Origin of the sequence: Flectobacillus major DSM 103, from assembly GCF_000427405.1 — a bacterium.
GTDB classification, from domain to species: domain Bacteria; phylum Bacteroidota; class Bacteroidia; order Cytophagales; family Spirosomataceae; genus Flectobacillus; species Flectobacillus major.
The window spans coordinates 4,451,219-4,474,396 of record NZ_KE386491.1; the positions used below are offsets into that span (position 1 = coordinate 4,451,219).

Genomic DNA, 23,178 nt, shown 5'->3' on the forward strand with positions numbered 1-23,178 from the left:
GCATAAGGATAAGTCACATTCTACATGAAAAATAATTGAAATACACCGATTTATCTATCAAATAAACAAGTAAAAAGGCTTATTAACAAGGATTAATTTTTTGAAATAGAATATTATAAAATACATTCCTACTAATTTAGAGGTGATTTTGAAAGGCTCAAGGCCAATTAGTAAAAAAAATACGTCTGATTGGCAGGGTATTTTGTGAAAAAATATGAGAATAGACCAAGAAACAATAGAGCGAATAAAGCAGACAGCCCAAGTGGCAGACGTAATCGGAGATTATGTATCCTTGAAAAAGAAGGGAGCTAATTTGTGGGCTTGTTGTCCTTTTCATGGTGAAAAATCGCCCTCCTTTTCTGTTTCGCCTGCCAAGGGTATTTATAAATGCTTTGGCTGTGGCAAAGCTGGCGATGCCGTAAGGTTTATTATGGATATAGAGGGGCTTGGTTATGGTGAAGCATTGAGGCATTTGGCCAAAAAATACAGCATCGAGATTCAGGAAGCACCAATGACCGACGAACAGCAGTTGGCTCAAAACGAACGCGAAAGCTTGTATATTGCCCTGAATTATGCCAAAAACTATTTTCAAAACAACCTTTTTACTCATGAAGAAGGGCAATCAATAGGCTATCCTTATTTTAAAGAAAGGGGTTTTTCTGATAAAACTATCAAGGCTTTTGATTTGGGATATAGCCTTGAATCGTGGGATGCTTTTACCAAAGAGGCTATCAAGCAAGGCTACAATATTGATATTCTGGAAAAAGCTGGGCTAACTATTAGAAAACCCGAAGAAAATAAACAGTTTGACCGTTTTAGGAATAGGGTTATTTTTCCGATTCATAATGTATCGGGCAAAACAATTGCCTTTGGAGCAAGAATTTTAAAAACAGATAAAAATCAACCAAAATACCTGAATTCGCCCGAAACAGAGGTGTATCATAAATCTCATATCTTGTATGGGATTTACCAAGCCAAAAATGCTATTCGAGCCAAAGATGTATGTTATTTGGTGGAGGGTTATACCGATGTGATTTCTCTTTATCAGGCTGGAATCGAAAATGTAGTGGCCTCGTCGGGTACATCTTTAACCCTTGAACAGATTCGTTTGATTGCACGATTTACCCAAAATATTACGGTACTTTACGATGGCGACCCTGCTGGTATCAAGGCTTCGTTGAGGGGAATGGACATGATTTTGGAGGAAGGGCTCAATGTGAAATTGGTTGTTTTTCCTGAAGGCGAAGACCCCGACAGCTACGTACGAAATATTGGGTCGGAGGCTTTTATGCAATATATTGCTGAACATTCATCAGATTTTATTACTTTCAAAGCCGAATTATTTTTGAAAGAAGCTGGTAACGACCCCTTCAAGCGTGCCGAACTTATCAAGGATATGGTGGGTAGTATTGCCAAAATCCCTGATTCTATTAAGCGTTCTGTATTTTTTCAGAAAACAGCTAGCTTGATGCAAATAGATGAAGGTATTTTGATTTCGGAAAGCAATAAAATTACCTTAGAAAGAACCAAGCAAAAAGAAAAAGATTCACAACGTGATGCCAATAGGCAACGTCTACAACAGGATTTGCCTTCGGGGGTTTCTTTAAATAGTAATCCTTCTTTACCTCCAGATGATGTGGGCGGAGGAATGATGAGCTTTTCGGAAGAAGATGAGTATGTAGGTGATTATCCTGTTAGCAACGAGCCACAACCCGAGCCTCAGAAGGTTGCTCCTGTGTACACGGCTACTACATTACACGAACTAGAATGTATTAGGCTATTGGTAAACCACGGTACTAAAGAGGTAGACCCAGGTGTGGCACCAGGTGTAACATTGATGCAATATGTGCTGGGCGAAATAGATGGGATTAATTTTTCGACGCCTATTTATCAGGAAATATTAACGATTTGCCGAGAGAAGTTTTTACAAGGGGTAGTGCTAGACACGGCTTATTTTATTAGCCATCATATTGCCGAAATTCAGAATGAAGCCATTAATTTGGCCTCCGAAAAACACGTTATTTCGGAAGAATGGATGAGCCGCCACGAAATTTTTGTGCCAACCGAAGAAGATAAATTGGCAGATATGGCTTATACCAATATTTTGAGATTGAAAAAATCGTTTAATGATGAATACATCAAAACTTTGATGAAGCAACTTACTCAAGCCAAAGATCCACAAGAGCAAAACCGCTTGCTGAGCTTGTTTATGGAAGCCAAAGAAGTAGAGAAGCAAATTGCAAAAGAATTAGGAACAGTTGTGGTTAGATAAACAGCAACTATCAAAAAGTACCGCTTTATATGAAAAAAACATTATTTCTCGTCCGTCATGCTAAAGCCTCCGAAGCTGTTAGTCCCGATATTGTTCGACCACTTACTTCGAGTGGTATGATAGACTCCGCTCGTATGGGTAAGCACCTATCGGCCAAGTTGCAGGGTATCGACCTCATTATTACTTCCAATGCCGAACGTACCCAAATGACTACACGTGTTTTTTGTGAGCAATTAGGGCTTCCAGAAAGTATTGTCAAAGTAGAAGCATCGCTTTATGAAAGTTCGCCAAAATATTATTTAGATGCCGTGAATACATTGCCCGAAACAGTTAGTACTGTCATGTTGGTTGGGCATAATCCCAGTATTAGTTATTTTGCCGAATACCTAACCCACGAAGATATTGGTACTATGCCTACTTGTGGGGTTGTCGGAATGACGTTTGAAAATCTTACTTGGGCAGAGGTTTCAAAACGAACTGCTACTATGACTTTTTATGATTCGCCAGACTCTATTTTGGGCATAAAATTCGATTAATTTCGATAAGCGTTTTAATAAAAGGAGCTATTTTCTTAAAGAAAAATAGCTCCTTTTATTAAAACTGATTATTGGTAAAGTCTCCGATTGCTTAACGGCCTATTACCGATAATTTTTGGGTATAACTCTCGTTTTCGTTATTGATAACTACCAAATAAGTGCCCGTAGGTAAGGCCGAAATATCAAGCCTAATAAGACTTTCTTTGTTGATTTTTCTGGCAAAACAACTCAAGCCTGTAATATCAGTAATAGATAAGTTACCTGTAAAGACTTTAGGTAATTCAATATTTACTTCATTTTGGGCAGGATTTGGATAGATATTCACCGCAACCCGTAATTCTTCTTCTGTTGCTAATACTGCTTGAGTTTTAGCTTCTATTTGTGCCGACGACTCGCTAGTACTACTAAAAGCTTTTAGGCGATATACATAAGCCTGATTGCTTAACAATCTGGTATCTGTATAAGTTATATTACTTGTTTCTGCCACTTTTACAAAGCTGTTTTCACCCTGTTTTTTTCTTTCGATAAGGTATTTGTTAGCTTGTGGTACAGTTTGCCAATTGATTTGAATTTGTTCGTAGGTAATATTATTAACACTTATCACAGGCATTTGAAGTGCCTGAGCTAATTTGACATTATGAAATGCCATTGCCCTAAAGCCATCGGTATTTTTTAAAAATGGCCCCAAATATACCCACGGAAGGTCGTCGAGGTGGTCGTAGCCCCCCGAATACGGAAATACAGAAGGGAGGTATTTTACCAAAGTATCTTGTAGCGAAGCAGGTTGTTTTAGTTTCAAGACAATTTTATTTTCTTCTGCTCGTCCTTCTGCTACTCTTTGCCAGCGGCCGTTGAGGTAGAAAAAGTCTTTTACACTCAAAGTACCTTTTCCTCCAACAATAAAGTTGTAAATAGTAGTATCTTTGGGGTATACCATTTGTTGCCCTTCTTCAAAAGAAAGAACAATCTCATCTCTGGCTGGAGTAGAAAAATAGGCTTTTTGAATATTGGGAGAAAGATATTTTTTCGTTTCTCCATAAAAATCATGCGATACAATTTTGGCCAGCTCAGTACCGAGTTGTCTATAACCTGTTGTTTTATAGTGAAAACCGTCCCAACCCGAAGCTCCAAGTGCTCCAAAGCTTGTTATTTTAGGGTAAATAGAGCTAAGTCGACGTTGGTAGTCACGCATTACGCCTACTTCTTCATTATAGAAATTACCCCCAAAAAGAGGTAGCTGAAACACATAATAACGCTGAATCGACGGATAGTCTTCTTCCAGTTCACGATATAGTACATCAAAAGTGGGTTTCCATTCGCTAGGAATATGAGCTGCTTCGGTTTCGCCTTGCCAGTAAAAAAGGGCTTTTATAGCTTTTGAAAGCTTGGCTTGTGTCACATAGGTTAGCAAACGTCCGTATTGTGTTTCGGGGTCGGCATGATTATTGGGATTGCGGGCTGCCAAAGCACTAATAGGCTGTCCAGGTGTAGCCTGACTAATAATACAGGTTGGAATACCGTAGGTTTCCATGATATATTTTTGAAAGCCTATTCCCCATGCTCCCACAATTTGGCGGTCGTAATAATAACCTGTATGGTCTGAGTTGGACAAACCCCAAGTAAAGTCATTGCCCAAATACCCAAAGCCAAATGTTCGGCAATATTCGTTTTGGTAAGGGTCTATTTCTTCCCAACCTCGGGCATTGGACTGGCCAAAAATAATGTAGGCATCGCCAGCCACAATATTTTCTCGATTTACAATCAAAACCGAGTCTTTTCCTGCTTGGCTAGCATATACTTGTATGTCGTATTCGGCCAATTCGGCTTTGATGACAGGGTTGAGTGCAAACGTACCTGTATCGCCTTTGGCATTATAACTAATAGAGGCACGCTGATAAGCATAAGGCTGTTTATTTCGTAAAACAACTACCGAAAGGTAAAGCCAATTGGCTACCTCTATACGCCCATTGATAGGAATAATAGCTTGATTTTGAGCGTTTCTAGGGTACAGCTGCATATCGGCAGGAAGTTCTTTGAATACAACAGAATAAAAGCGCTGGCAAAAAGAGGAGGAAATCGTAAAAAATAGTAGGGTAGTAAGTAAGAGTTTTTGCATAGATTTTTTTGTTGCAAAATTAGCTAAAATACTAAACAAAACGATATTCAATTGAGCTTATATACAAGAAATATTGGATGGCTCTATAAATTTGAGAGTTGCTGATTGAGTGAAGGTATCATAAGGCGAGAACCTAGCTTCAAATTTGGGAATATCTATAATACGGGTGTATTTTTACCCAAGATTTCAGAGGGTATCATATAGAAAATAGACTTATAATGGATTTTTAATAACAAAAGAGCTTTATGAATAAGAACCAGAGAATATTGCGTTGGGTATTTGTGATTTTTACAACCATTGTCGTGATTTTAGCGATTGATATGGCTCGCAATACCACTGCTCCATGGAACAAAAAGAAACAGATGGTAAGAGCATGGGGCGGCGATTCTGCTCAAGTAGCTCCTGCCGACACAGCCCAACACTAAGGTTTCTGCTTAGCAAGTGAATTTATTGGCTTGCTAAGCAGAAAAATGATTTCAAAAACTTGTTCAGACAAGCCCAATTAAAACGGCTAAAAAGCCAGAAGTCCTTCTAATAGCATATCTATATCGTTTTGGTCGTTGTAAACATGTGGAGCAAGACGGATTGCTTCACCTCTAAACGATACTAGTACATTTCGTTCTTTTAATGCCTGTTGAATTTTGACAGGGTCGGTGTGTTTGGGAAAACGTAAACCCACCAAATGTTTGCTACGATGAGGTAAGTCGTCTACCCAATAACCATTTTCTTGTAAAATTTGCAACGGTTTTTCCAATAATTGATGGCAATAGGCCTCTATATTAGCTACTCCCCATGCTGTAATCTGCCCCAATGCTGTGGTTAGCATAGGATTCAAGATAAAATTGCTTCTTTCTCCTATATTAAAGCGGTCGGCTTTAGGGCGATAGGCTGTTTGATAATTAATCAAATTCTTAAAATCTTCAGAACCCACTCGGTTAATCCAGTTGCGTTCTATAGGTGTTCCTTCATCGAAAAATGGCCCAAAATACGCTACTCCTGCCGAATAAGGCCCCAAAAGCCATTTGTAGCCTACATTGATAATAGCGTCGGGCTGTATTTGCTGGACATCGAAAGGCATTGCCCCAATCGACTGTGTGCCATCCAAAACCAATAATGCTCCAACCGAGCGGCAGGCTTCTCCGATTGCCTTAATATCAAATCGTGTGCCGTCGGCCCAGTGCGTTGGCGAAATAACAACCATGCAGGTATTGGCAGAAATCGCATTGAGAAACGACTCGTTCCAAATTTTGCCTCGATGCTGAAGGGTGTTGGGTGCTGCTACTGTTTTAATAATCAATCCTTTTTCCTGACATATTTCTTCCCATGCGTATACATCCGACGGAAATTCTTCTTGTACCATCAAAATTTCTTGACCTGCTTGCAAATGAGGCTTTTTAGCTAAATTTTTAGCCACAATAGCCATTCCATAAGACGTAGAAGGAATCAAGGCAATACGCTCGGGGTCGGGGCAGTTGATAATCTTGGCATAAGCTTCTTTAACTGGCTGGGTAGTATCAAAGAAAGTCTCTTGGGTAATTAAATGGGGTTGTGATTTTTGTGAAATCCCCTTAAAACCAGCTTCTTCTACAGCCTTCAAATTGGGCGACATGGTAGCACAGTTGATATAATGTATGCCAGATTCAAGGCTAAAAAGATGTTTTTGACACGAAATAGACATTTAGTTTGATTTTAGAAGTAAATACTATTTCAAAGATAAGCATAATTATATAGGTGAGAAATACCACCAAAGGCTTAATACGAGTAGTTTTTTCAAAAAAAAAGATACACATATCATAATTATATCGTTTTTCCGTTATATTTGAAAAGTTAAATTATTTCTTGAATAGTTAAAATATTTTAAAAAGTATGGAACTACCATTTTTTAATTACAACTATTTACAAGAGTTGAAGGGGGAAAATAAAGACCTAGAAATTATTCAAGATGAAAGATGGTTGGGCAATTCGGTGGTAGGTTACCTTGTCGAGCCAATAAGGGAGGAGTGGGCTATTTCGTTGGTATTTGTTTCGGCAGAAACACCCTTAAAATTTGTTATTAGGAAACTAGAGAAACATACATCGGCAGAGAAAGCGTATCATTATGGCGTGCTTGCCCAAAAAACAGCTAAAATGTTGCATACTTGCTATAATCAATGGATAAACTAACCTGTTGAAGATAGGTCGAAGCCCTCGAAAATACACCTTTCGAGGGCTTTTCCTTTTAAGAGTTTACCAGTTGATTATCAAGTACAGTAGCATTATGATACACTTTTTCAAAACGCAATAATATCCTTCTAAAAATCTCCTTTAATCCAATTCCTTCGCTATTGGCAATAAATGGTAAGAAGCTATTGGTATCTAAATTAGGCATGGTGTTGATGTCGAGAACATAAATTTTGCCATGACTAATACGAATATCGGTGCGCGACATCCCTTTCAGCCCCAATGCTCGGTGAACTTTGAGTACCATTTCTTGCATTTGGAAACAAGTAGTTTCGTCCAAATCGTGGTGTATTACTTTTTCGGTTTTGCCATAATTTTGTCCAGCAATATACACTTCTCTGGCATCGTCGGGGCGAATTTCGAGTGGATTTAAACAAATATAATCGCTCGCATCGGCATTAGGAATAACCCCAACCGTAAACTCACGACCCGCCAAATAAGGCTGAATAATCATTTCATCTTTTTCTAGAAGGTCTTGGTAGGGAATCTGGTCTTTTTCAAAAACCAACATATTTTGGTGCAAACTGCCATAACGAGGTTTGGCAATAAAGCGATGACTCGGATAGTCGTTCAATTGGCTCAAAGGAACAATATCGGGGGTGTTGACCCCTACCATCTGACAAAAATGAGGTAGTTGCACTTTGTCTTTGGCTACAATCTGCGAAGTAAAATTACTGGCAGTGTGCCTAATGCCATTGTTGTCGAGCCAGCGTACAACATCGTGTTGCCCTTCGTCGCCAAAGCCATAACAAACATTAAAAACAATGTCGAATTGGCGAAGAAACTGTGCAAATTCAGGCGTAAAGCCCACAAAATGCGTAATATAAGGATAATACCCTTCGGGCGTGGATTGCAGAAATTGTACTACCGTACGAGCAAATATATTTTCCTTCCACGGGGTGAATGTTGAGTCTGAATACAAATAAATAAGCCGCTTGGGTGTCATGTTTTTTGGGTTAAATTTCTGCCAAAATACGGAAGAAATCGGAAGGGTAAATTATCTCAATATTACGATTTTGTTATAGTTTATTATTTTTATAGTATTGATATATAGGTGTTTATGTAATATTTGTTTAATGCTAATTTAATGTTGGTATAACCCACAGATGATAAATAAATGCACATCTTTGCAAATTCAAAATGGCATAACAACATAGTAACTTGAAGCAGCTAAAAAGCCTGATATTGGGGCTAATCTTTTTGTTGATTTATTCTGAAAATTTGTGTGGACAGGCTTTCACCAAAGTAAAAGGAAAGGTAGTAGATGCCAAAACAAACGAAACTATTCCTTTTGCTAATATTGTTGTTCAAGGCACCAATAAGGGTACACAAACAGATATGAATGGCAATTTTTATCTGGAAATTCAGGCAAACCAGATTACCTTAAACGTGTCGATGGTAGGTTATCAGTCTGTTGTACGTAGTATCGAACAGGCAAAGGATATTGTGGTGGTCAATGTTAAATTACAAACCCTAGTAACTGGCCTTCAGGAAGTAACCGTAAAAGGTCGGCGTGAACGCTACCGCAACAAAGATAACCCAGCAGTAGCCCTTATCAAAAAGGTGATCGAGCATAAAAGCATGAATCGACCAGAGTTTTTGGATTTTTATCAGTTTAATCGTTATGAGAAACTAGAATTTGATTTAAGTAATATTTCCGAAAAATTTAGAAATAAGCGTTCGCTTCGCAAATTTGATTTTGTTTTTAACCACCTCGACACCTCCAAAGTTACAGGAAAGGTTAATTTGCCGTTGTATCTAAAAGAAACCATTTCTGATATTGTGTATCGCAAAACGCCTGAGGCTAAAAAAGAAATAATCCTTGCTGAAAAGATGACGGGGTTGGGGGGATATGTCGATAACAACGGGATAAAAATGTATTTAGAGGCTCTTTATCAGGATGTTAATTTTTATGACAATAATATCTTGTTGCTTGCCAATCAGTTTTTGGGGCCAACATCGCCTGTTGCCCCACAGTTTTATCGCTATGTGGTTGTTGATACCACCCAGCTAAAGGGTACAAAATGTATAACGCTGGGTTTTGCTCCTCGCAATAACAACGACCAGCTATTTCAAGGAGTGATGCTAGTGGCTATGGATTCTAGCTATGCTGTTCGGAAAGTAGAAATGGGCTTTTCAAAAGATATTAACGTCAATTTTGTAACAGACCTCAAGGTTGTTCAAGAATTTGATTTTGTACAAAACCAAGGCTTGATGCTGTCTAAAGATGAACTTTCGATAGAGTTTAATCCATTGAAAAAAGAAAATGGTATGGGGCTTTTTGGACAAAGAAGCGTTTCGTACCAAGACTATCAGCTCAATCAGCCAATTGCTGCCCAAAGATTTGAGGGTTTGCGAACCGAAACACTAAAAGAAGCCATCAATAGAGACGAAGAATTTTGGACAAAAAATCGTCATCAACCTTTATCCCTCAAAGAGGAAGGGATTTACTCAATGGTCGATAGTGTTAGAAAAGTGCCTGTTTTTCAGAAATTTATGAATACGGCCACTTTTCTTTTGGAAGGATATAAGCCTCTTGGAGGATTTGAAATAGGGCCAGTCAATACATTTTATAGCTTTAACCCTATAGAGGGGCTTCGCTTACGATTGGGCGGTAGAACAACCCCCATATTTAGCGAAAAACTGGCTTTTGAAGTATATTCGGCCTATGGCATGCGCGACCAGCGTTGGAAATACTTTGGCTCAGCTACTTTGTCTCTAACCGACCACAATGTATATACCTATCCGATTCGGCATTTGAGGGTTTCTTACCAAAACGATATTAAGATACCCGGTCAAGAATTACAATTTGTTCAAGAAGATAACTTTTTGTTGTCGTTCAAGCGAGGAAGTAACGATAAAATGACTTACAACAAAGTCTTTAATATCGATTTTTTGCGTGAATCTCGTACGGGATTGGCATGGAATCTTAATTTTAAACATATTCAACAAGTACCAACGGGGTCGTTACAGTTTCAGACGGTAAGTTCGGTACAAATGCCCAATATTACCTCTGCCGAATGGACGCTTGGTTTGCGTTATGCCCCCCACGAACAATTTTATCAAGGCAAAACCTACCGTATCCCTATTGTGAATCAATATCCTATTTTTCAGTTAAGGTATACTTTAGCACGAAAAGGAATTTTTGGTAGCGATTATAATTATAGTCGTTGGATAGGCATGGTTTACAAAAGGGTATATATGCCTCCACTAGGTTATTCAGATATTACCCTAGAGGCCGCCAAAATGCTAGGGAAAATACCTTTTCCACTTATGATGATTCATAGAGCCAACCAGACTTATGCCTATCAGCCCGAAGCCTACAACCTCATGAACTTTTTAGAATTTGTGAGCGACCAATACGGAGCTGTTTTTGTCGACCATCATTTTAATGGTTTTTTCTTCAATAAGATTCCGTTATTGAACAAACTCAAGGTACGAGAAGTACTAACTTTCAAAGGACTTTGGGGCAGGGTATCGCAAGCCAATATACCAAACAAAGAAAATAACTTATTGGTATTTCCCCAAAATACCCAAGGCGAAACCACTACCTTTTCGCTCGACAACCGACCTTATGTCGAAATGAGCGTAGGCGTTGAAAATATCTTTAAAGTATTACGAATAGATATGTTGCAGCGACTTAGCTATCGAAACAACCCTAATATTGCTCATCAAGTAGCTTTTAGATTTAGAATGAAATTTGATTTTTAAGGATAAAGCCCTATGTAGTACAATGTATTTATTATCAAATTGTTAAGTCTAAAATTCGTAACCTCCTCATAATATTTAGATAATACTAAATACCTACTTTTACGAAACAAATTAGTCAAATACTTGTATGCGAAAAAAACTATTGTTCATTACAGGGTCAATCAACCAGACATCGCAGATGCACCAAATAGCTCAGTATTTGCCCGAATACGAGTGTTGGTTTAGTCAGATATTTGCTGATTCGCCATTTATTAATTGGGTAATAGAAAATACCACTTGGGCAGACAGAACAGTACTGGCTGGGCAGTTCAGGAAAAACTCTGAGGCTTATTGTAAAGAACACGGTTTGTTGATGGATTATAAGGCTCAAAAAAACCACTATGATTTGGTAGTGTATTGTTCTGACCTCATTATTCCTGATAGAATGCTACAAACCAAAACGCTTTGGGTACAAGAAGGGATGATAGACGAATGTACCTTGGCGAGCAAAATAGTTAAAAAGTTGCATTTGCCACCTTATTTGGCTATTGGTACGTCGCTCAATGGCTCGTCCAATATTTGCGATATATATTGTGCCGCTTCTGAAGGTTATAAAAACTATTTTGCCAAAATGGGTACAGATACGCAACGTATTTTGCCAACAGGGATTCCTAATTTTGATAACTGCCAGCAGTTTTTACAAAACGATTTAGCTCTTCGCAACTACGTTTTAGTAACAACCTCCGATATTCGAGAGTGCTTTCGTCCCGACGACAGAGTGGCCTTTATTAAAAAGTGTGTCAATATTGCCAATGGTCGCCCTTTGATATTCAAATTACACCCCAACGAAGTATTTGAAAGAGCTATCGCCGAAATCAAAGAAAACACACCAGAAGGCACACAGATATTGACCAATGGCAATGCCAACCACCTAGTAGCCAACTGCGACGAACTAATTACGCAGTATTCTACGCTAGTGTATGTGGGTATTGCCCTTGGTAAAAAAGTACATTCCTATTTTGAGGTAGATGAGCTCCAAAAACTTGCTCCAATTCAGAACGAAGGTACTTCTGCACAAAATATTGCTCAAGTTTGTCGTGATTTTGTGGAGTTCAGTGGAAAGAAAGAACAGTTTGTACAGCAGTATCAGTACAGAGCTGTCGACCCAAAGGTTTTAAGTTTTGCCTAAAAAAATATGCGTAAAACCAACGATTTAGCTATCACATTGGTAGTACAAGCTCGGATGAGTTCGAGCCGTTTGCCCGGCAAAGTGATGCTCCCGATTTTGGGCGAACCTTTGCTTTTGAGAATGATTGAGCGACTAAAGCAAGTAAAGCGTATAGTGAATATAGTTATAGCTACTTCCGATACGAGCGATGATGATTTGATAGAAAGTTTTTGTAAAAAATATCAAATAGACTGTTATAGAGGAAGCCTAAACGACCTTTTGGATAGGCACTGGAATGTAGGGCATTTGACCAATGCCGATGCTGTAGTAAAAATCCCGTCGGACTGTCCACTAATAGACCCTCGGATTGTAGATAAGGTGTTGGATTACTATGTAGAAAACGCCAACCAATATGACTTTGTTAGCAACCTTCATCCAGCCACATATCCCGACGGAAACGATGTAGAAGTAATGGCATTTGAGGCACTTACCCAAGCGTGGGAAGAAGCCTCAAAACCCTTAGAGCTAGAACATACAACACCCTACTTTTGGGAAAACCCCGATAAATTTAAAATAGGGAATGTAGTATGGGAAACAGGTTTAGATTATTCGATGTCACACAGATTTACCATAGACTACCATGAAGACTACCAATTTATTAAGCGGGTTTTTGAGGAGCTTTATCCTGTCAAGCCTAACTTCTCTTTGGAAGATATTTTAACATTGCTGACCAATAAGCCCGATATTATGGCTATTAATGCCCAGTGGGCAGGTGTAAATTGGTACCGAAATCACTTAGCAGAACTCAAAACAATTGAGCCGTTTATGACCAAGGTAATTTAACTGCTTTGGTATGCTAAAATAGTCGCTTAATATACAACTCATGAACGAATTAAAATTACAAAAGTTAGAGCAAACAGCCCTCCGTGTAAGAGAACACGTAATTAAACTGGCCACCGATGGAGGGTGTTTTGTAGGAGCATCGTTGTCTGCCACCGACTTGATTGTTTACTTATATTCCGAATTTCTGAACCTTAATAGTACTAATTTAACAGACCCCGAGCGGGACTATTTATTTCTGTCAAAAGGGCACGATGTGCCTGCTTTGTATGGTACGTTGGTCGAAATGGGTGTTTTAGAAGCAGAGAGACTGCAAAATCATCTATCTACCAACGACCATATTTATTGGCATCCCAATACCAATATTCCGGGTATCGAATTTCATTCGGGTTCGTTGGGGCATCTTCCTGCTGTAGCGGTAGGCGTAGCTATGGATTGTAAAATAGCAGGTACAAACAATCGTATTGTGTGTATCTTGGGCGATGGCGAACTCAACGAAGGGTCGGTTTGGGAAGCAGTAATGGTAGCTCATGCTCATCAGCTCGACAACCTCGTTTTTGTGGTTGACCGCAACCAATTTCAGGCTAATATGGCTACCGAAGATTTGATACCATTAGAACCTCTCACCGATAAATTTGAAGCTTTTGGCTGGGAAGTTTGCCGTATCGATGGGCATCATTTTTTAGATTTGGAAGAAGCTTTTTCTGAATTGCCTTATAAAAAAAATAAACCAAGCGTAGTAATTGCCGATACCGTTCGAGGCAAAGGTTTACCGAGTATCGAAGCTCGTTCTGACCGTTGGTTTTGTAATTTCTCAACCTCTGAAATTGAGCAATTGCTTCAAGAACTTCATGGAGTATCTCAGGCCAATATTGCATCCGAATCGTTGGTTGTTAGGTAGTATATTGTAAGTGGTTGTTTTTCAGTGTTATAGATAATCTGATGAAGGGTCGGATACCTGAGCCTATTGGCAGAGGAAGCCTTTCCCTAAATCAATAATATCCTCTTCCTATTAGTTAACTTATCGACAAGTAGTAAAGAGTAATGAATATCATGGCTCAGTAATCAGAGCCTTGGGCATATTTGCCCAGTCAATAAAACGTTATAAACAGAGGTGTACCCATGTACGAAGAACTGCTAAAAGAAATGGCTTTGGACAACGAGCGTTTCGTTGTTATGACGGCCGAAAATAGAGCTTTAATACGAAATTTGCCTTGGGTTTTGGGTAAAAGATTTATAGATACAGGTATTACCGAACAATGTATGATAGGAGCGGCGGCAGGCTTGGCTTTGCGTGGTCGTATTCCTGTAGTACATGCTTTGGCGGCGTTTTTATCGATGCGTGCTTTTGAGTTTGTTCGTACCGATGTTGGTATTGCTAATTTGCCCGTCAAACTAAGTGCTTTTATCCCAGGCTTTTTGTCGGATGGTAATGGGCCTACCCACCAAGCCATCGAAGATATTGCCCTGATGCGTGGTATTCCTAATATGCAAGTATTTGCTCCTGCCGACGAACAAGAGTTGGCTATAATGTTACCTCAAATGTTGCTTTCTACGCAACCCGCCTATATCCGTATTTGTAATCGTCCTACTATTTTTCAGCACCAAACAAACTTTACTATTGGCCAAGCCGAGGTAATAGCCGAAGGAAACGACGTAACGATTTTAGTATATGGCTTTATGTTGGAACAAGCCCTTATTACAGCCCAAATTTTACGAGAAGAAGGCAAATCTGTAGGTTTAGTCAATATGAGGTCATTGAAACCTATTGATGAAAATATCATTTTGCAAGTAGCTCAATCGTCGAGTTTAGTAGTTACTATCGAAGACCATTTTGTTACAGGGGGCTTGTATTCTATTGTGGCCGAAACGTTGCTAAAACACCAAAAAACAGCCAATGTATTGCCTATTGCCCTGTTTGAAAAATGGTTTAAACCAGCCCGCCTTCAGGCATTACTTGAATATGAGGGCTTTACGGGGAAGCTCATGGCCGAAAAAATATTGGGCTATACCACCAAGGCTACCCAACCCCAAATAGCAGTCTCAGCTTTTGCTGAATAAAACAACATTTATTACGCTGAAATCACCAATCCGAATATAGAATATGCCCAACGGAATTGAATTGAACCAACATTTTCCAGATATTACCATATCCAATCAGTGGTTTGAACGTGCAAAAGCCATTCAAAAACCAGTCACCCAAACCCTTGCCAAAGGGCCAGGGCAGTTTACCAAAGGAGTTGCTCCCAAATACCTACAAAAAGGACGAGGCTCGCACGTGTGGGATGCCGATGGCAACGAGTATATCGACTACAATGCGGCCATTGGGCCTGTATCGTTAGGGTATTGCTACCCTGTGGTCGACGAGGCCATCAAGGCTCAGCTCGAAAATGGCATTTCTTTTTCGCTCATGCACCCCTTAGAAGTAGAGCTCTCTGAGCTTATTCAAGAGGTAATCCCCAATGCCGAGGCTGTAAAAATCGCTAAAACGGGTGCTGATGTCTGTTCGGCGGCTGTGCGTGTAGCTCGGGCATTTACGGGGCGTGAAAAGATTTTTTGTTGTGGGTATCATGGCTGGCACGACTGGTACATAGGCATTACAAGCCGTAATGCGGGTATTCCTGAAAGTACTCAACACATGACCTACACTTTTGAATACAACGATATTGAAAGTATCAAGGCTGCCCTCGACGAAGACGTTGCAGCGATTATTTTAGAACCTTTTATTTTTGAAGCACCACATCCTACTTTTTTGCAAGAACTCGCAGAGGTATGTCGTGAAAATGGTACATTGCTAATTTTTGATGAAATGTGGACAGGTTTTAGGATTGCCTTAGGCGGTGCTCAGGCCTATTTCGATGTAAAGCCCGATTTGGCTGTATATTCAAAAGCCTGTGCCAATGGTATGCCTATTGCCTTACTGACAGGCCGTGCCGATGTAATGGAACTATTTAATAAAGAGGTGTTTAGTTATACTACCTTTGGTGGCGAAACCCTTTCGCTGGCGGCGTGTATAGCCACTATCAAAGAACTTCGAGATAAAAATGTACCTGCTTATTTGGCCGAAAAAGGACAAATCTTACAAGATGGATATAACCAAATAGCCCGTGAGTTTGGCCTAGATATGTTTACAAAATGTATAGGGTATCCTTGCCGTTCTATGGTTACATTTTTGCCAGATGCAGGCAATAGCCTCGAACTAAAAACACTGATGCAACAAGAAATGATTAAGCGTGGGGTTTTGTGGGCGGGCTTTCATAATATGTGTTTTAGCCATACCGACGACGATATTCAATACACATTACAAGCTTACCACGACGTAATGCCTTTGATAAAAGAGGCTATTTTGTCGAAAAATGTACAAGCATTATTGAAAGGGGAAGTATTGGAAGCTGTATTCAGAAAAACCAGTAATTACAATATTAAACCAGCCTTACAAAAAGCCTAAAACCATGGAAAATACCAAGCCAAATGCAGCCATTGCGATTCCTCAAATGTTTTCGTTGGTAGGCAAAACGGCCATCGTTACAGGTGCAACGGGTCTGATTGGGCAAAAACACTGCGAAGCTTTGGCACTGGCAGGAGCTAATGTTGTCGTGGCTGATTTACTAGAAATACAAGCAAAAAGCTTGGCAAAAACATTAGGCAATAGCCATTTAGGAATAAAACTAGATGTTACCAGCGCCAATTCTCTTGAAAAAGCCAAGGCGATGATTTTGGCCGAATATGGCACGATTGATATTCTGGTTAATAATGCCGCCATCAACGATATGTTTGAAAATCCATTGATGGCTAAAGAGTTGTCGGCTTTTGAATATTACCCGATAGAATCTTTCCGAAAGTCATTGGAAGTAAACGTATTAGGTGTGTTTTTGTGTTCGCAAGTATTTGGTACAGTTATGGCCGAAAATGATGGAGGTAGCATAATTAATATAGCTTCTACCTATGGTATGGTAGGCCCCGACCAAAGTATTTACCGTGACGAAAATGGTGAGCAGAGTTTTTATAAATCTCCCTCATATCCTACTACCAAAGGGGCTATACTCAATTTTACTCGTTTTTTGGCTTCCTATTGGGGGCATAAAGGTGTGAGAGTAAACACCCTTTCGCCTGGAGGAGTTGCTAATGGACAAAGCGATTTTTTTATCCAAAACTATACCGCCAAAACACCTCTAGGGCGTATGGCTCAGCCTACAGATTATCAGGGAGCACTGTTGTATTTGGCCTCTGAGGCTTCAGCTTATATGACTGGTGCCAACTTGGTTGTAGATGGCGGTTGGACAGCAATTTAATCAAAACGGGTTATTGAACTATTATTTAAAAACCACTGAGCCATAGCCTAAGGCCAATCAAGCATTGTGGGGATTTAGTGCAGTACAAATTTTCAATAAGCTACAAAATATGATTTTTGAGAATTAGGAAATAGCTATCGGTATGTAATATACAGATTGGTTAAATAGCTAATTCATTCAATTATGTGTCAGAATGATAGAGAAAATTAAGAAAATCAAACTACTTATAACCGATTGCGACGGTGTACTTACCGATGCAGGCGTGTATTATGGCGAGCAGGGCGAAGTATTGAAAAAATTCAATATTCGTGATGGAATGGGGGTAGAACGCCTCCGAAAAAACAATATCGCAACGGGTATTATTACAGGAGAGCTATCGCCTTCTGTCAAAAAAAGAGCTGAAAAATTACAGATTACCGAACTGCATTTGGGTATAAAAGACAAACTCCAAGTGTTGAATCAAATCTTGGTTAATAAAAACCTTTTGCCCGAAAATATTGCCTATATCGGCGACGACATAAACGACCTCGAAATCATGCAACATGTTGGACTAAAGGCTTGTCCAGCCGATGCAATGCCTGCCGTCAAGGCGGTAGTCGATTACCAATGTCAGCTAAAAGGTGGCGAGGGTTGCTTTCGTGAGTTTGCCGAATTGATTCTGGACAGACAAGCCGACAAGTGTATCAACTAAATAACTACTTAACAACGCTTATACAAACGCTTACTGCCTTTTGCTTGCAAGCATTTGGCTCGCAGCTTATTCTTAAACAAAATGAAAGCAATTCATCTCAACACAGGAAGAGTAATAGGCGAAGGAAAGCCTTGTTACATCATTGCCGAGATTGGTATCAACCACAATGGCTCGATTGAAACCGCCAAAAAGCTAATTGACGAAGCCGTAAATGCCAAGGTAGATGCCGTGAAGTTCCAGAAAAGAACTCCTGAAGTATGTGTGCCTCGCGACCAATGGGAAATCATGCGTGATACTCCTTGGGGGCGTATGTCGTATATCGACTACAAACGCAAAACGGAGTTTGGAGCGGTGGAGTTTTCGATAATTGACCAATATTGTAAAGAAAGAGGTATCGACTGGTTTGCATCGGCTTGGGATGTAGCATCGGTAGATTTTATGGAGCAGTTTGACACATCGTTGTACAAACTAGCTTCTGCATCATTGACAGACTTTGAGCTTATTGAAAGAATATTACATACAGGTCGCCCTTTAATGATTTCTACAGGAATGTCGACTCAGCACGAAATTGTAGCAACTGTACGTTTTATCCTAGATTTCAACCCTGAATATCCTTTAATGATAGCACACGCTACATCGGCGTATCCGTGCAAGCCCGAGGAACTGAACCTCAATATGATTCATACCCTCAAAAATATGTTTCCTAATCACCCTATTGGCTATTCTGGCCATGAAACAGGCTTGGCTACTACTGTGGCTGCTGTGGCTATGGGAGCTACTTTTGTTGAGCGTCATTTTACCCTCGACCGTGCTATGTGGGGTTCTGACCACGCTGCCTCTGTCGAGCCACAAGGCTTAGCTCGTTTGGTAAAAGATATTCGTGATGTAGAAATTGCCAGTGGCGATGGTATCAAGAAAGTCTACGAGTCGGAAGTAGGCCAAATGAAGAAGTTGAGGAAACATATTTCTGCTGAGTATAACCAATAAAACGATTGCTTAAAACCAAATTCTCTTGCAAAACCTATAAGGGGATATCCTTATAGGTTTATGTTGCTTAGGGGGTCAATACCAAAAAACAGCATGACTACCGTTCAAATCACAACCTTCATTTTGGTGGCTTGGATAGGGCTAATTATTTTGTTAGAACGCCTGTATCCTTATAGAAAAGGGCTTCCCTTTTTTCGAGAAGGCTTTTGGATAGATTTGGTATGGTATACCCTTATTCAAAGCTATTTCCTGAAAATCCTGATTTTCGATTATATTATTACGCCTATTAATGGATATTTTGACTGGTCTCGGTGGCAATTGGTGGGCAAGTGGCCTATTGGCTTTCAGGTATTGTTTTTCTTGATTACACATGATTTTTATATCTACTGGTTTCACCGATTTCAGCATGCCAATCCATTTTTCTGGCGTACCCACGAGGCTCATCATTCGGGCAAAAATATAGATTTCCTGAGTGGGTCTCGTTCGCATGCTGTCGAAATATTAATTAACCAAACTATCGAATTTTTGCCTATTGTTGTACTGGGGGCATCGCCCGAAGTAATGCCTATCAAAGCTCTTCTGGATGCCATGTTTGGAACATTTATTCATAGTAATATCAATATAAAAATGGGTAAATGGAAATACATTTTCAATTCGCCCGAACTGCATTTGTGGCACCATGCCAACTATAAGGAGGTTTTTCATGCCAATTTTGCTACTAAATTTTCGGTTTGGGATTACCTTTTTGGTACGGTTTACGACCCTACTTTCAAGCCTGGTAATAAGCCCGAAAATTGGGGTTTATATTATGACTATCCACACGATTATTTTTTGCAGCATTTCTTTTCTATCAAGCGTTTCGACGAAAAAAAACTGCTTAAATTTCATTGGTTTAGGTACTACTATTACCTCCGACCTAATTTGTGGAAGTGGCTAAAAAAACATTTAAAATATCGACTATGAGCATAAATTTTAGCTAGTCCTTGCCCCCGATTGCAAATAATTCTGTTTTGATACTATTCATGAATAGGGTACAGTATCAGATAGGTGGTTTGGCTTATTTTACTTTTATCAATGAAGCCGCATACCTTGTTTCTCAGCCCCCAATATTGTATAAAATCTTAACTTTTGTATACTTTCCACCATTTATTCAAAAACATATCGGTGCACTGGTTATATCTTTCTATTGCCGCCCTTTTTGAGGCTGCTTGGACATATTCACTCAAATACCTTGATTTCAAGCATATCAAAAACTTGGCTTGGACATCGCTTTTTTCTGCTGAAAGTTGGTCGGTTATATCGCCACTATTGGGCTATATTGTTTTTGGAATAGGCAATATTTATTTCTTTTCCTTATCGCTCAAATTTGTTTCTACAGCTGTGGCTATGGCAGTTTGGACAGCCCTAACACTATTGTTTATTAAGCTAGCCGACGTTTATATTATGGGCGAAAAACTGATTTGGCAGGAGGTATTCTTTATGTTATTAATTACTATCGGTATTATTGGGTTGAAGGTTTATAGTAAATCATAATGAGCCATATTTTGTAGGGAAAACAGCCGATTTTCTGAGGTTTCTCAAAACAAAAAGCGGTAAGATAAAATCCTACCGCTTTGAAAAGAGAACCACTTATTTCATAACTAGCTACCAAAATTTTTAGTATTGATTGTGTAAAACTAAGGAATAGATAGGCGTTGAATCTTTTGTTACAGACCTTAATAAGTACAGTATCCTATTTATAACTCACATAATTATTGCTAAACGAACCATCTTCGTACAAGTCGATTACGGCATAACCTGCTTCTGTATGTTGGTATTTACCAAACCACCATTTTCCCGAAACGGCCCCATTACAGCAGTACGAAACCCCATTGTAATCAACCCTGTCGGTAAGGTGAATATGTCCCGAAACGGCCAATTTTACATTTTTATGTTGATGAAAAAGTTCAGAAAGGCGTTTAGAGTCGGTGTGCATCCAACTGCCAGGTACTTCCCATTTTTCGTCCTTGATATTGTTGCCATCAAAAAATACACAAGCTGCCAAAATCGGAATATGCGATATAATCATAGTAGGCTTATAGCTTGGGGTATTATTGAGCTGGTCTTTGAGCCAGTCAAATTGTTCTTCATCCAAATGAGCGGTATACCACGAGCCATCTTTTTTGCGCTGTACACTATCGAGCATGATAAAATTCCAATCGGGTGTATCGTGGCTATAATAGCGTTGACCAATCGACATTTCGTCCATAGCCCATTTTTTACCATCTTCAAAGGTTTTGGAGCTATCGCCTTCACAACAAATGTCATGGTTACCAACACAACTAATAATAGGCAAACTGTTTTCGCTTTTGAGTACGTCGTTAAATAACTTCCACTGCTTATCGGCATTATGCGGTTTACGCTTGTGGGCATCCATTACGCAGTCGCCCGAATTAATGATAAGGTCTGGTTTTACCTCTAGCGACTGAATATGGTGTAAGCAGTTTTCAAATCCTTTAGCCGCACCAATTAGTGGCTGCACATGCACATCGGTAATATGAGCCACCCTCAAAACCCTTTTGGGCGGTGTAGCCGTTAGGGTGTGTCCTTGTGCCATTTGCGAAAGTGATAAGCCTCCAGCAGAAAGGGCTAATTGGCGAAGTAAATCTCTTCTTTGCATTTTAGTTAAGTATCAGATTTGCGGATATTTACCGTGCTTATTTTGTTATGCAAAATTGGTTTTTTACTATAATTTGATGATTGATAGATGATTAAGTATTTGTAAAAAGTTTTTTCTTTTTAATAATCAATATAAACTTGCTGTCAAATAATAGTCATTGAATGGTTAAATCTCTTCGCTCCCAAAATTTAACATTACTATTTCATAAAGATTTTTTACTTTTGTCGCCCCTTAGTCGAGGGGCGAAATATTTCAAAGCATTTATTTAGTTGGGTATTGTGGAAAAGTTTAGTAATCAAGCATTTGAGCATCATAAGCCTATAGAGGTATTAGAAAAAAAAGCCTTTGGCGAAAACTTTGTTTGGGGAGTAGCCATGTCGGCTTTTCAAAATGAAGGTGCTTGGGACAAAGACGGCAAAGGAGAGTCGATTTGGGATAGATTTAATCATCGAAAAAACAAGATTCTCGACAAAACTAATGCCGACATTACAGCCGATTTTTATCATCGATTTGAAGAAGATATTGCCTTAACAAAGTCGTTGGGTTTCAAAGCTTTTCGTTTTTCTTTTTCGTGGGCTCGTATTTTGCCGTATGGTATCGGCAAAATCAACCGTGCAGGCATAGATTTTTATCATAAACTTATTGACACCTGCTTGGCTTACAACCTTGAGCCTTGGCCAACTATATATCACTGGGACTTGCCCCAAGCCTTGGAAGATATGGGGGGCTGGACCAATCGTGATATAATAGACTGGTTTGCTGAATATTGTGAAATTTTGACGGAAGAATATGGCCTAAAAGTAAAAAACTGGATGGTACTCAACGAACCTGCAGGGTTTACAGGCTTGGGGTATATGACAGGCTATCATGCTCCTGGCCGATTGGGCATGAGTAATTTTTTGCCAGCAGTACACCATGCCGCCATGTGTCAGGCTGAAGGGGGGCGTATTATTCGCAAAAATGTTCCTGACGCTGTGATTGGTACTACATTTTCATGCTCATTTATCGAGCCTCATACGCACCGATTTGCCGATATAAAAGCCGCCAAAAGGGTTGATGCCTTGCTTAATAGGCTATTTATTGAACCTGCTTTGGGCTTGGGATACCCTACAGCCCAACTACCGTTTTTAAATAAAATGGTAGACAAATATGTTATGGAAGGCGATATGGAAAAGCTCCAATTCGACTTTGATTTTATAGGTATTCAAAACTATTTCAAGCTGGTGATGAAGGGTGTTTGGTGGATGCCCTATTTGAAAGCGATGGAGGTAAAACCTCACAAAAGAGGCATTCAAGACACTACCGATTTGGGTTGGGAGGTATCGCCAGAAGGTATGTATCAGATTATTCGACAGTTTGCGGGGTATCCACAAATCAAGAAAATTATGATCACCGAAAATGGAGCAGCTTTTAAAGATACTTTACGTCATGGCGAAATTCATGATACTCAGCGAGTGGCATTTTATGAATCGTATTTACAAAGTATTCTAAAAGCAAAAAAAGAAGGTATCAATATTGGAGGTTATATGGCATGGACGCTTACCGATAATTTTGAATGGCGCGAAGGCTATATTCCTAAATTTGGCTTGGTATATGTAGATTTCAAAACCCAAGAACGTATTGTTAAAAGCTCAGGAAAATGGTTTCAGCAATTGTTAGGGGGTAAATAAAAACATAGCTTCAGCCTAGTTGTGCTGAAGCTATGTT

The 23,178-nt window shown here is 39.5% G+C and carries 20 protein-coding genes; 16 read left to right on the forward strand and 4 right to left on the reverse strand.

Annotated elements, in window-relative coordinates:
• Window positions 1-214 precede the first annotated feature (214 nt).
• A complete protein-coding gene (dnaG, locus tag FLEMA_RS73355; RefSeq protein ID WP_044173298.1) occupies window positions 215-2,272 on the forward strand; it encodes a DNA primase in 2,058 nt (685 codons plus the stop codon).
• 29 nt (window positions 2,273-2,301) lie between these two features.
• On the forward strand, window positions 2,302-2,808 hold the full coding sequence (locus tag FLEMA_RS73360; protein ID WP_044173300.1) for a SixA phosphatase family protein: 507 nt from the start codon (window positions 2,302-2,304) through the stop codon (window positions 2,806-2,808).
• Between the two features lie 91 nt (window positions 2,809-2,899).
• Here FLEMA_RS73360 and FLEMA_RS0149455 read toward each other — a convergent pair whose 3' ends face one another.
• Window positions 2,900-4,924, reverse strand: coding sequence for a T9SS type A sorting domain-containing protein (locus FLEMA_RS0149455; RefSeq protein WP_144080147.1), 2,025 nt, complete (start codon window positions 4,922-4,924; stop codon window positions 2,900-2,902).
• 245 nt (window positions 4,925-5,169) lie between these two features.
• Here FLEMA_RS0149455 and FLEMA_RS73365 point away from each other — a divergent pair, with 245 nt between their 5' ends.
• Window positions 5,170-5,349: a hypothetical protein gene (locus FLEMA_RS73365; RefSeq protein ID WP_044173304.1), complete on the forward strand. Its 180-nt coding sequence runs from the start codon at window positions 5,170-5,172 to the stop codon at window positions 5,347-5,349.
• An 86-nt stretch (window positions 5,350-5,435) separates the two neighbouring features.
• Here FLEMA_RS73365 and FLEMA_RS0149475 read toward each other — a convergent pair whose 3' ends face one another.
• On the reverse strand, window positions 5,436-6,602 hold the full coding sequence (locus tag FLEMA_RS0149475; RefSeq protein WP_044173306.1) for an aminotransferase class V-fold PLP-dependent enzyme: 1,167 nt from the start codon (window positions 6,600-6,602) through the stop codon (window positions 5,436-5,438).
• Between the two features lie 188 nt (window positions 6,603-6,790).
• Here FLEMA_RS0149475 and FLEMA_RS73370 point away from each other — a divergent pair, with 188 nt between their 5' ends.
• Complete coding sequence (locus FLEMA_RS73370) at window positions 6,791-7,087, forward strand: hypothetical protein (protein WP_044173308.1); 297 nt, start codon at window positions 6,791-6,793, stop codon at window positions 7,085-7,087.
• A 55-nt stretch (window positions 7,088-7,142) separates the two neighbouring features.
• On the opposite strand, the gene FLEMA_RS0149495 is transcribed toward FLEMA_RS73370, so the two are convergent.
• Entirely contained in the window at window positions 7,143-8,090 is a 948-nt protein-coding gene (locus tag FLEMA_RS0149495; protein WP_026997080.1) for an ATP-grasp domain-containing protein, read from the reverse strand.
• 215 nt (window positions 8,091-8,305) lie between these two features.
• Between FLEMA_RS0149495 and FLEMA_RS73375 the strand changes: the two genes are divergently transcribed.
• The 11 genes from FLEMA_RS73375 to FLEMA_RS73425 all read left to right on the forward strand — a co-directional run bounded on the left by FLEMA_RS73375 (window position 8,306) and on the right by FLEMA_RS73425 (window position 20,345).
• Window positions 8,306-10,855, forward strand: coding sequence for a DUF5686 and carboxypeptidase-like regulatory domain-containing protein (locus FLEMA_RS73375; RefSeq protein WP_052354232.1), 2,550 nt, complete (start codon window positions 8,306-8,308; stop codon window positions 10,853-10,855).
• Between the two features lie 127 nt (window positions 10,856-10,982).
• Window positions 10,983-12,023: a UDP-N-acetyl glucosamine 2-epimerase gene (locus FLEMA_RS73380; RefSeq protein WP_044173310.1), complete on the forward strand. Its 1,041-nt coding sequence runs from the start codon at window positions 10,983-10,985 to the stop codon at window positions 12,021-12,023.
• 6 nt (window positions 12,024-12,029) lie between these two features.
• Window positions 12,030-12,845 carry a cytidylyltransferase domain-containing protein gene (locus FLEMA_RS73385; protein WP_044173312.1) on the forward strand — a complete coding sequence of 272 codons (816 nt, stop codon included), beginning with the start codon at window positions 12,030-12,032 and terminating at the stop codon, window positions 12,843-12,845.
• Between the two features lie 40 nt (window positions 12,846-12,885).
• Window positions 12,886-13,743, forward strand: coding sequence for a transketolase (locus tag FLEMA_RS73390; protein WP_044173315.1), 858 nt, complete (start codon window positions 12,886-12,888; stop codon window positions 13,741-13,743).
• A 221-nt stretch (window positions 13,744-13,964) separates the two neighbouring features.
• A complete protein-coding gene (locus FLEMA_RS73395) occupies window positions 13,965-14,903 on the forward strand; it encodes a transketolase family protein (protein WP_044173317.1) in 939 nt (312 codons plus the stop codon).
• Window positions 14,904-14,946: 43 nt separating this feature from the next.
• Entirely contained in the window at window positions 14,947-16,290 is a 1,344-nt protein-coding gene (locus tag FLEMA_RS73400) for an aminotransferase class III-fold pyridoxal phosphate-dependent enzyme (protein WP_044173319.1), read from the forward strand.
• 4 nt (window positions 16,291-16,294) lie between these two features.
• Complete coding sequence (locus FLEMA_RS73405) at window positions 16,295-17,134, forward strand: SDR family oxidoreductase (RefSeq protein ID WP_044173321.1); 840 nt, start codon at window positions 16,295-16,297, stop codon at window positions 17,132-17,134.
• Window positions 17,135-17,327: 193 nt separating this feature from the next.
• Complete coding sequence (locus tag FLEMA_RS73410; RefSeq protein ID WP_044173323.1) at window positions 17,328-17,825, forward strand: KdsC family phosphatase; 498 nt, start codon at window positions 17,328-17,330, stop codon at window positions 17,823-17,825.
• A gap of 81 nt (window positions 17,826-17,906) precedes the next feature.
• Window positions 17,907-18,812, forward strand: coding sequence for an N-acetylneuraminate synthase family protein (locus FLEMA_RS73415; protein ID WP_044173325.1), 906 nt, complete (start codon window positions 17,907-17,909; stop codon window positions 18,810-18,812).
• Window positions 18,813-18,905: 93 nt separating this feature from the next.
• A complete protein-coding gene (locus FLEMA_RS73420) occupies window positions 18,906-19,775 on the forward strand; it encodes a sterol desaturase family protein (RefSeq protein WP_044173327.1) in 870 nt (289 codons plus the stop codon).
• A gap of 201 nt (window positions 19,776-19,976) precedes the next feature.
• A complete protein-coding gene (locus FLEMA_RS73425) occupies window positions 19,977-20,345 on the forward strand; it encodes a DMT family transporter (RefSeq protein ID WP_044173329.1) in 369 nt (122 codons plus the stop codon).
• A gap of 199 nt (window positions 20,346-20,544) precedes the next feature.
• Here the strand turns inward: FLEMA_RS73425 and FLEMA_RS0149810 are convergent, their stop codons facing one another.
• Window positions 20,545-21,471 carry a metallophosphoesterase family protein gene (locus tag FLEMA_RS0149810; RefSeq protein ID WP_026997962.1) on the reverse strand — a complete coding sequence of 309 codons (927 nt, stop codon included), beginning with the start codon at window positions 21,469-21,471 and terminating at the stop codon, window positions 20,545-20,547.
• Window positions 21,472-21,749: 278 nt separating this feature from the next.
• Between FLEMA_RS0149810 and FLEMA_RS73430 the strand changes: the two genes are divergently transcribed.
• Window positions 21,750-23,141, forward strand: a complete 1,392-nt coding sequence (locus FLEMA_RS73430) for a GH1 family beta-glucosidase (protein WP_229359510.1) — start codon at window positions 21,750-21,752, stop codon at window positions 23,139-23,141.
• The last annotated feature ends 37 nt before the right edge of the window (window positions 23,142-23,178 follow it).

Bases quoted from the DNA above. Each gene is read 5' to 3' on its own strand.
- FLEMA_RS73395 (WP_044173317.1), top strand. From the start codon at position 13,965: ATGTACGAAGAACTGCTAAAAGAAATGGCTTTGGACAACGAGCGTTTC.
- FLEMA_RS0149810 (WP_026997962.1), bottom strand. From the start codon at position 21,471: ATGCAAAGAAGAGATTTACTTCGCCAATTAGCCCTTTCTGCTGGAGGC.
- FLEMA_RS73385 (WP_044173312.1), top strand. From the start codon at position 12,030: ATGCGTAAAACCAACGATTTAGCTATCACATTGGTAGTACAAGCTCGG.
- FLEMA_RS73365 (WP_044173304.1), top strand. From the start codon at position 5,170: ATGAATAAGAACCAGAGAATATTGCGTTGGGTATTTGTGATTTTTACA.
- FLEMA_RS73415 (WP_044173325.1), top strand. From the start codon at position 17,907: ATGAAAGCAATTCATCTCAACACAGGAAGAGTAATAGGCGAAGGAAAG.
- FLEMA_RS73420 (WP_044173327.1), top strand. From the start codon at position 18,906: ATGACTACCGTTCAAATCACAACCTTCATTTTGGTGGCTTGGATAGGG.
- FLEMA_RS73405 (WP_044173321.1), top strand. From the start codon at position 16,295: ATGGAAAATACCAAGCCAAATGCAGCCATTGCGATTCCTCAAATGTTT.
- FLEMA_RS73400 (WP_044173319.1), top strand. From the start codon at position 14,947: ATGCCCAACGGAATTGAATTGAACCAACATTTTCCAGATATTACCATA.
- FLEMA_RS0149475 (WP_044173306.1), bottom strand. From the start codon at position 6,602: ATGTCTATTTCGTGTCAAAAACATCTTTTTAGCCTTGAATCTGGCATA.
- FLEMA_RS73380 (WP_044173310.1), top strand. From the start codon at position 10,983: ATGCGAAAAAAACTATTGTTCATTACAGGGTCAATCAACCAGACATCG.
- dnaG (WP_044173298.1), top strand. From the start codon at position 215: ATGAGAATAGACCAAGAAACAATAGAGCGAATAAAGCAGACAGCCCAA.
- FLEMA_RS73410 (WP_044173323.1), top strand. From the start codon at position 17,328: ATGATAGAGAAAATTAAGAAAATCAAACTACTTATAACCGATTGCGAC.
- FLEMA_RS0149455 (WP_144080147.1), bottom strand. From the start codon at position 4,924: ATGCAAAAACTCTTACTTACTACCCTACTATTTTTTACGATTTCCTCC.
- FLEMA_RS73360 (WP_044173300.1), top strand. From the start codon at position 2,302: ATGAAAAAAACATTATTTCTCGTCCGTCATGCTAAAGCCTCCGAAGCT.
- FLEMA_RS0149495 (WP_026997080.1), bottom strand. From the start codon at position 8,090: ATGACACCCAAGCGGCTTATTTATTTGTATTCAGACTCAACATTCACC.
- FLEMA_RS73370 (WP_044173308.1), top strand. From the start codon at position 6,791: ATGGAACTACCATTTTTTAATTACAACTATTTACAAGAGTTGAAGGGG.
- FLEMA_RS73390 (WP_044173315.1), top strand. From the start codon at position 12,886: ATGAACGAATTAAAATTACAAAAGTTAGAGCAAACAGCCCTCCGTGTA.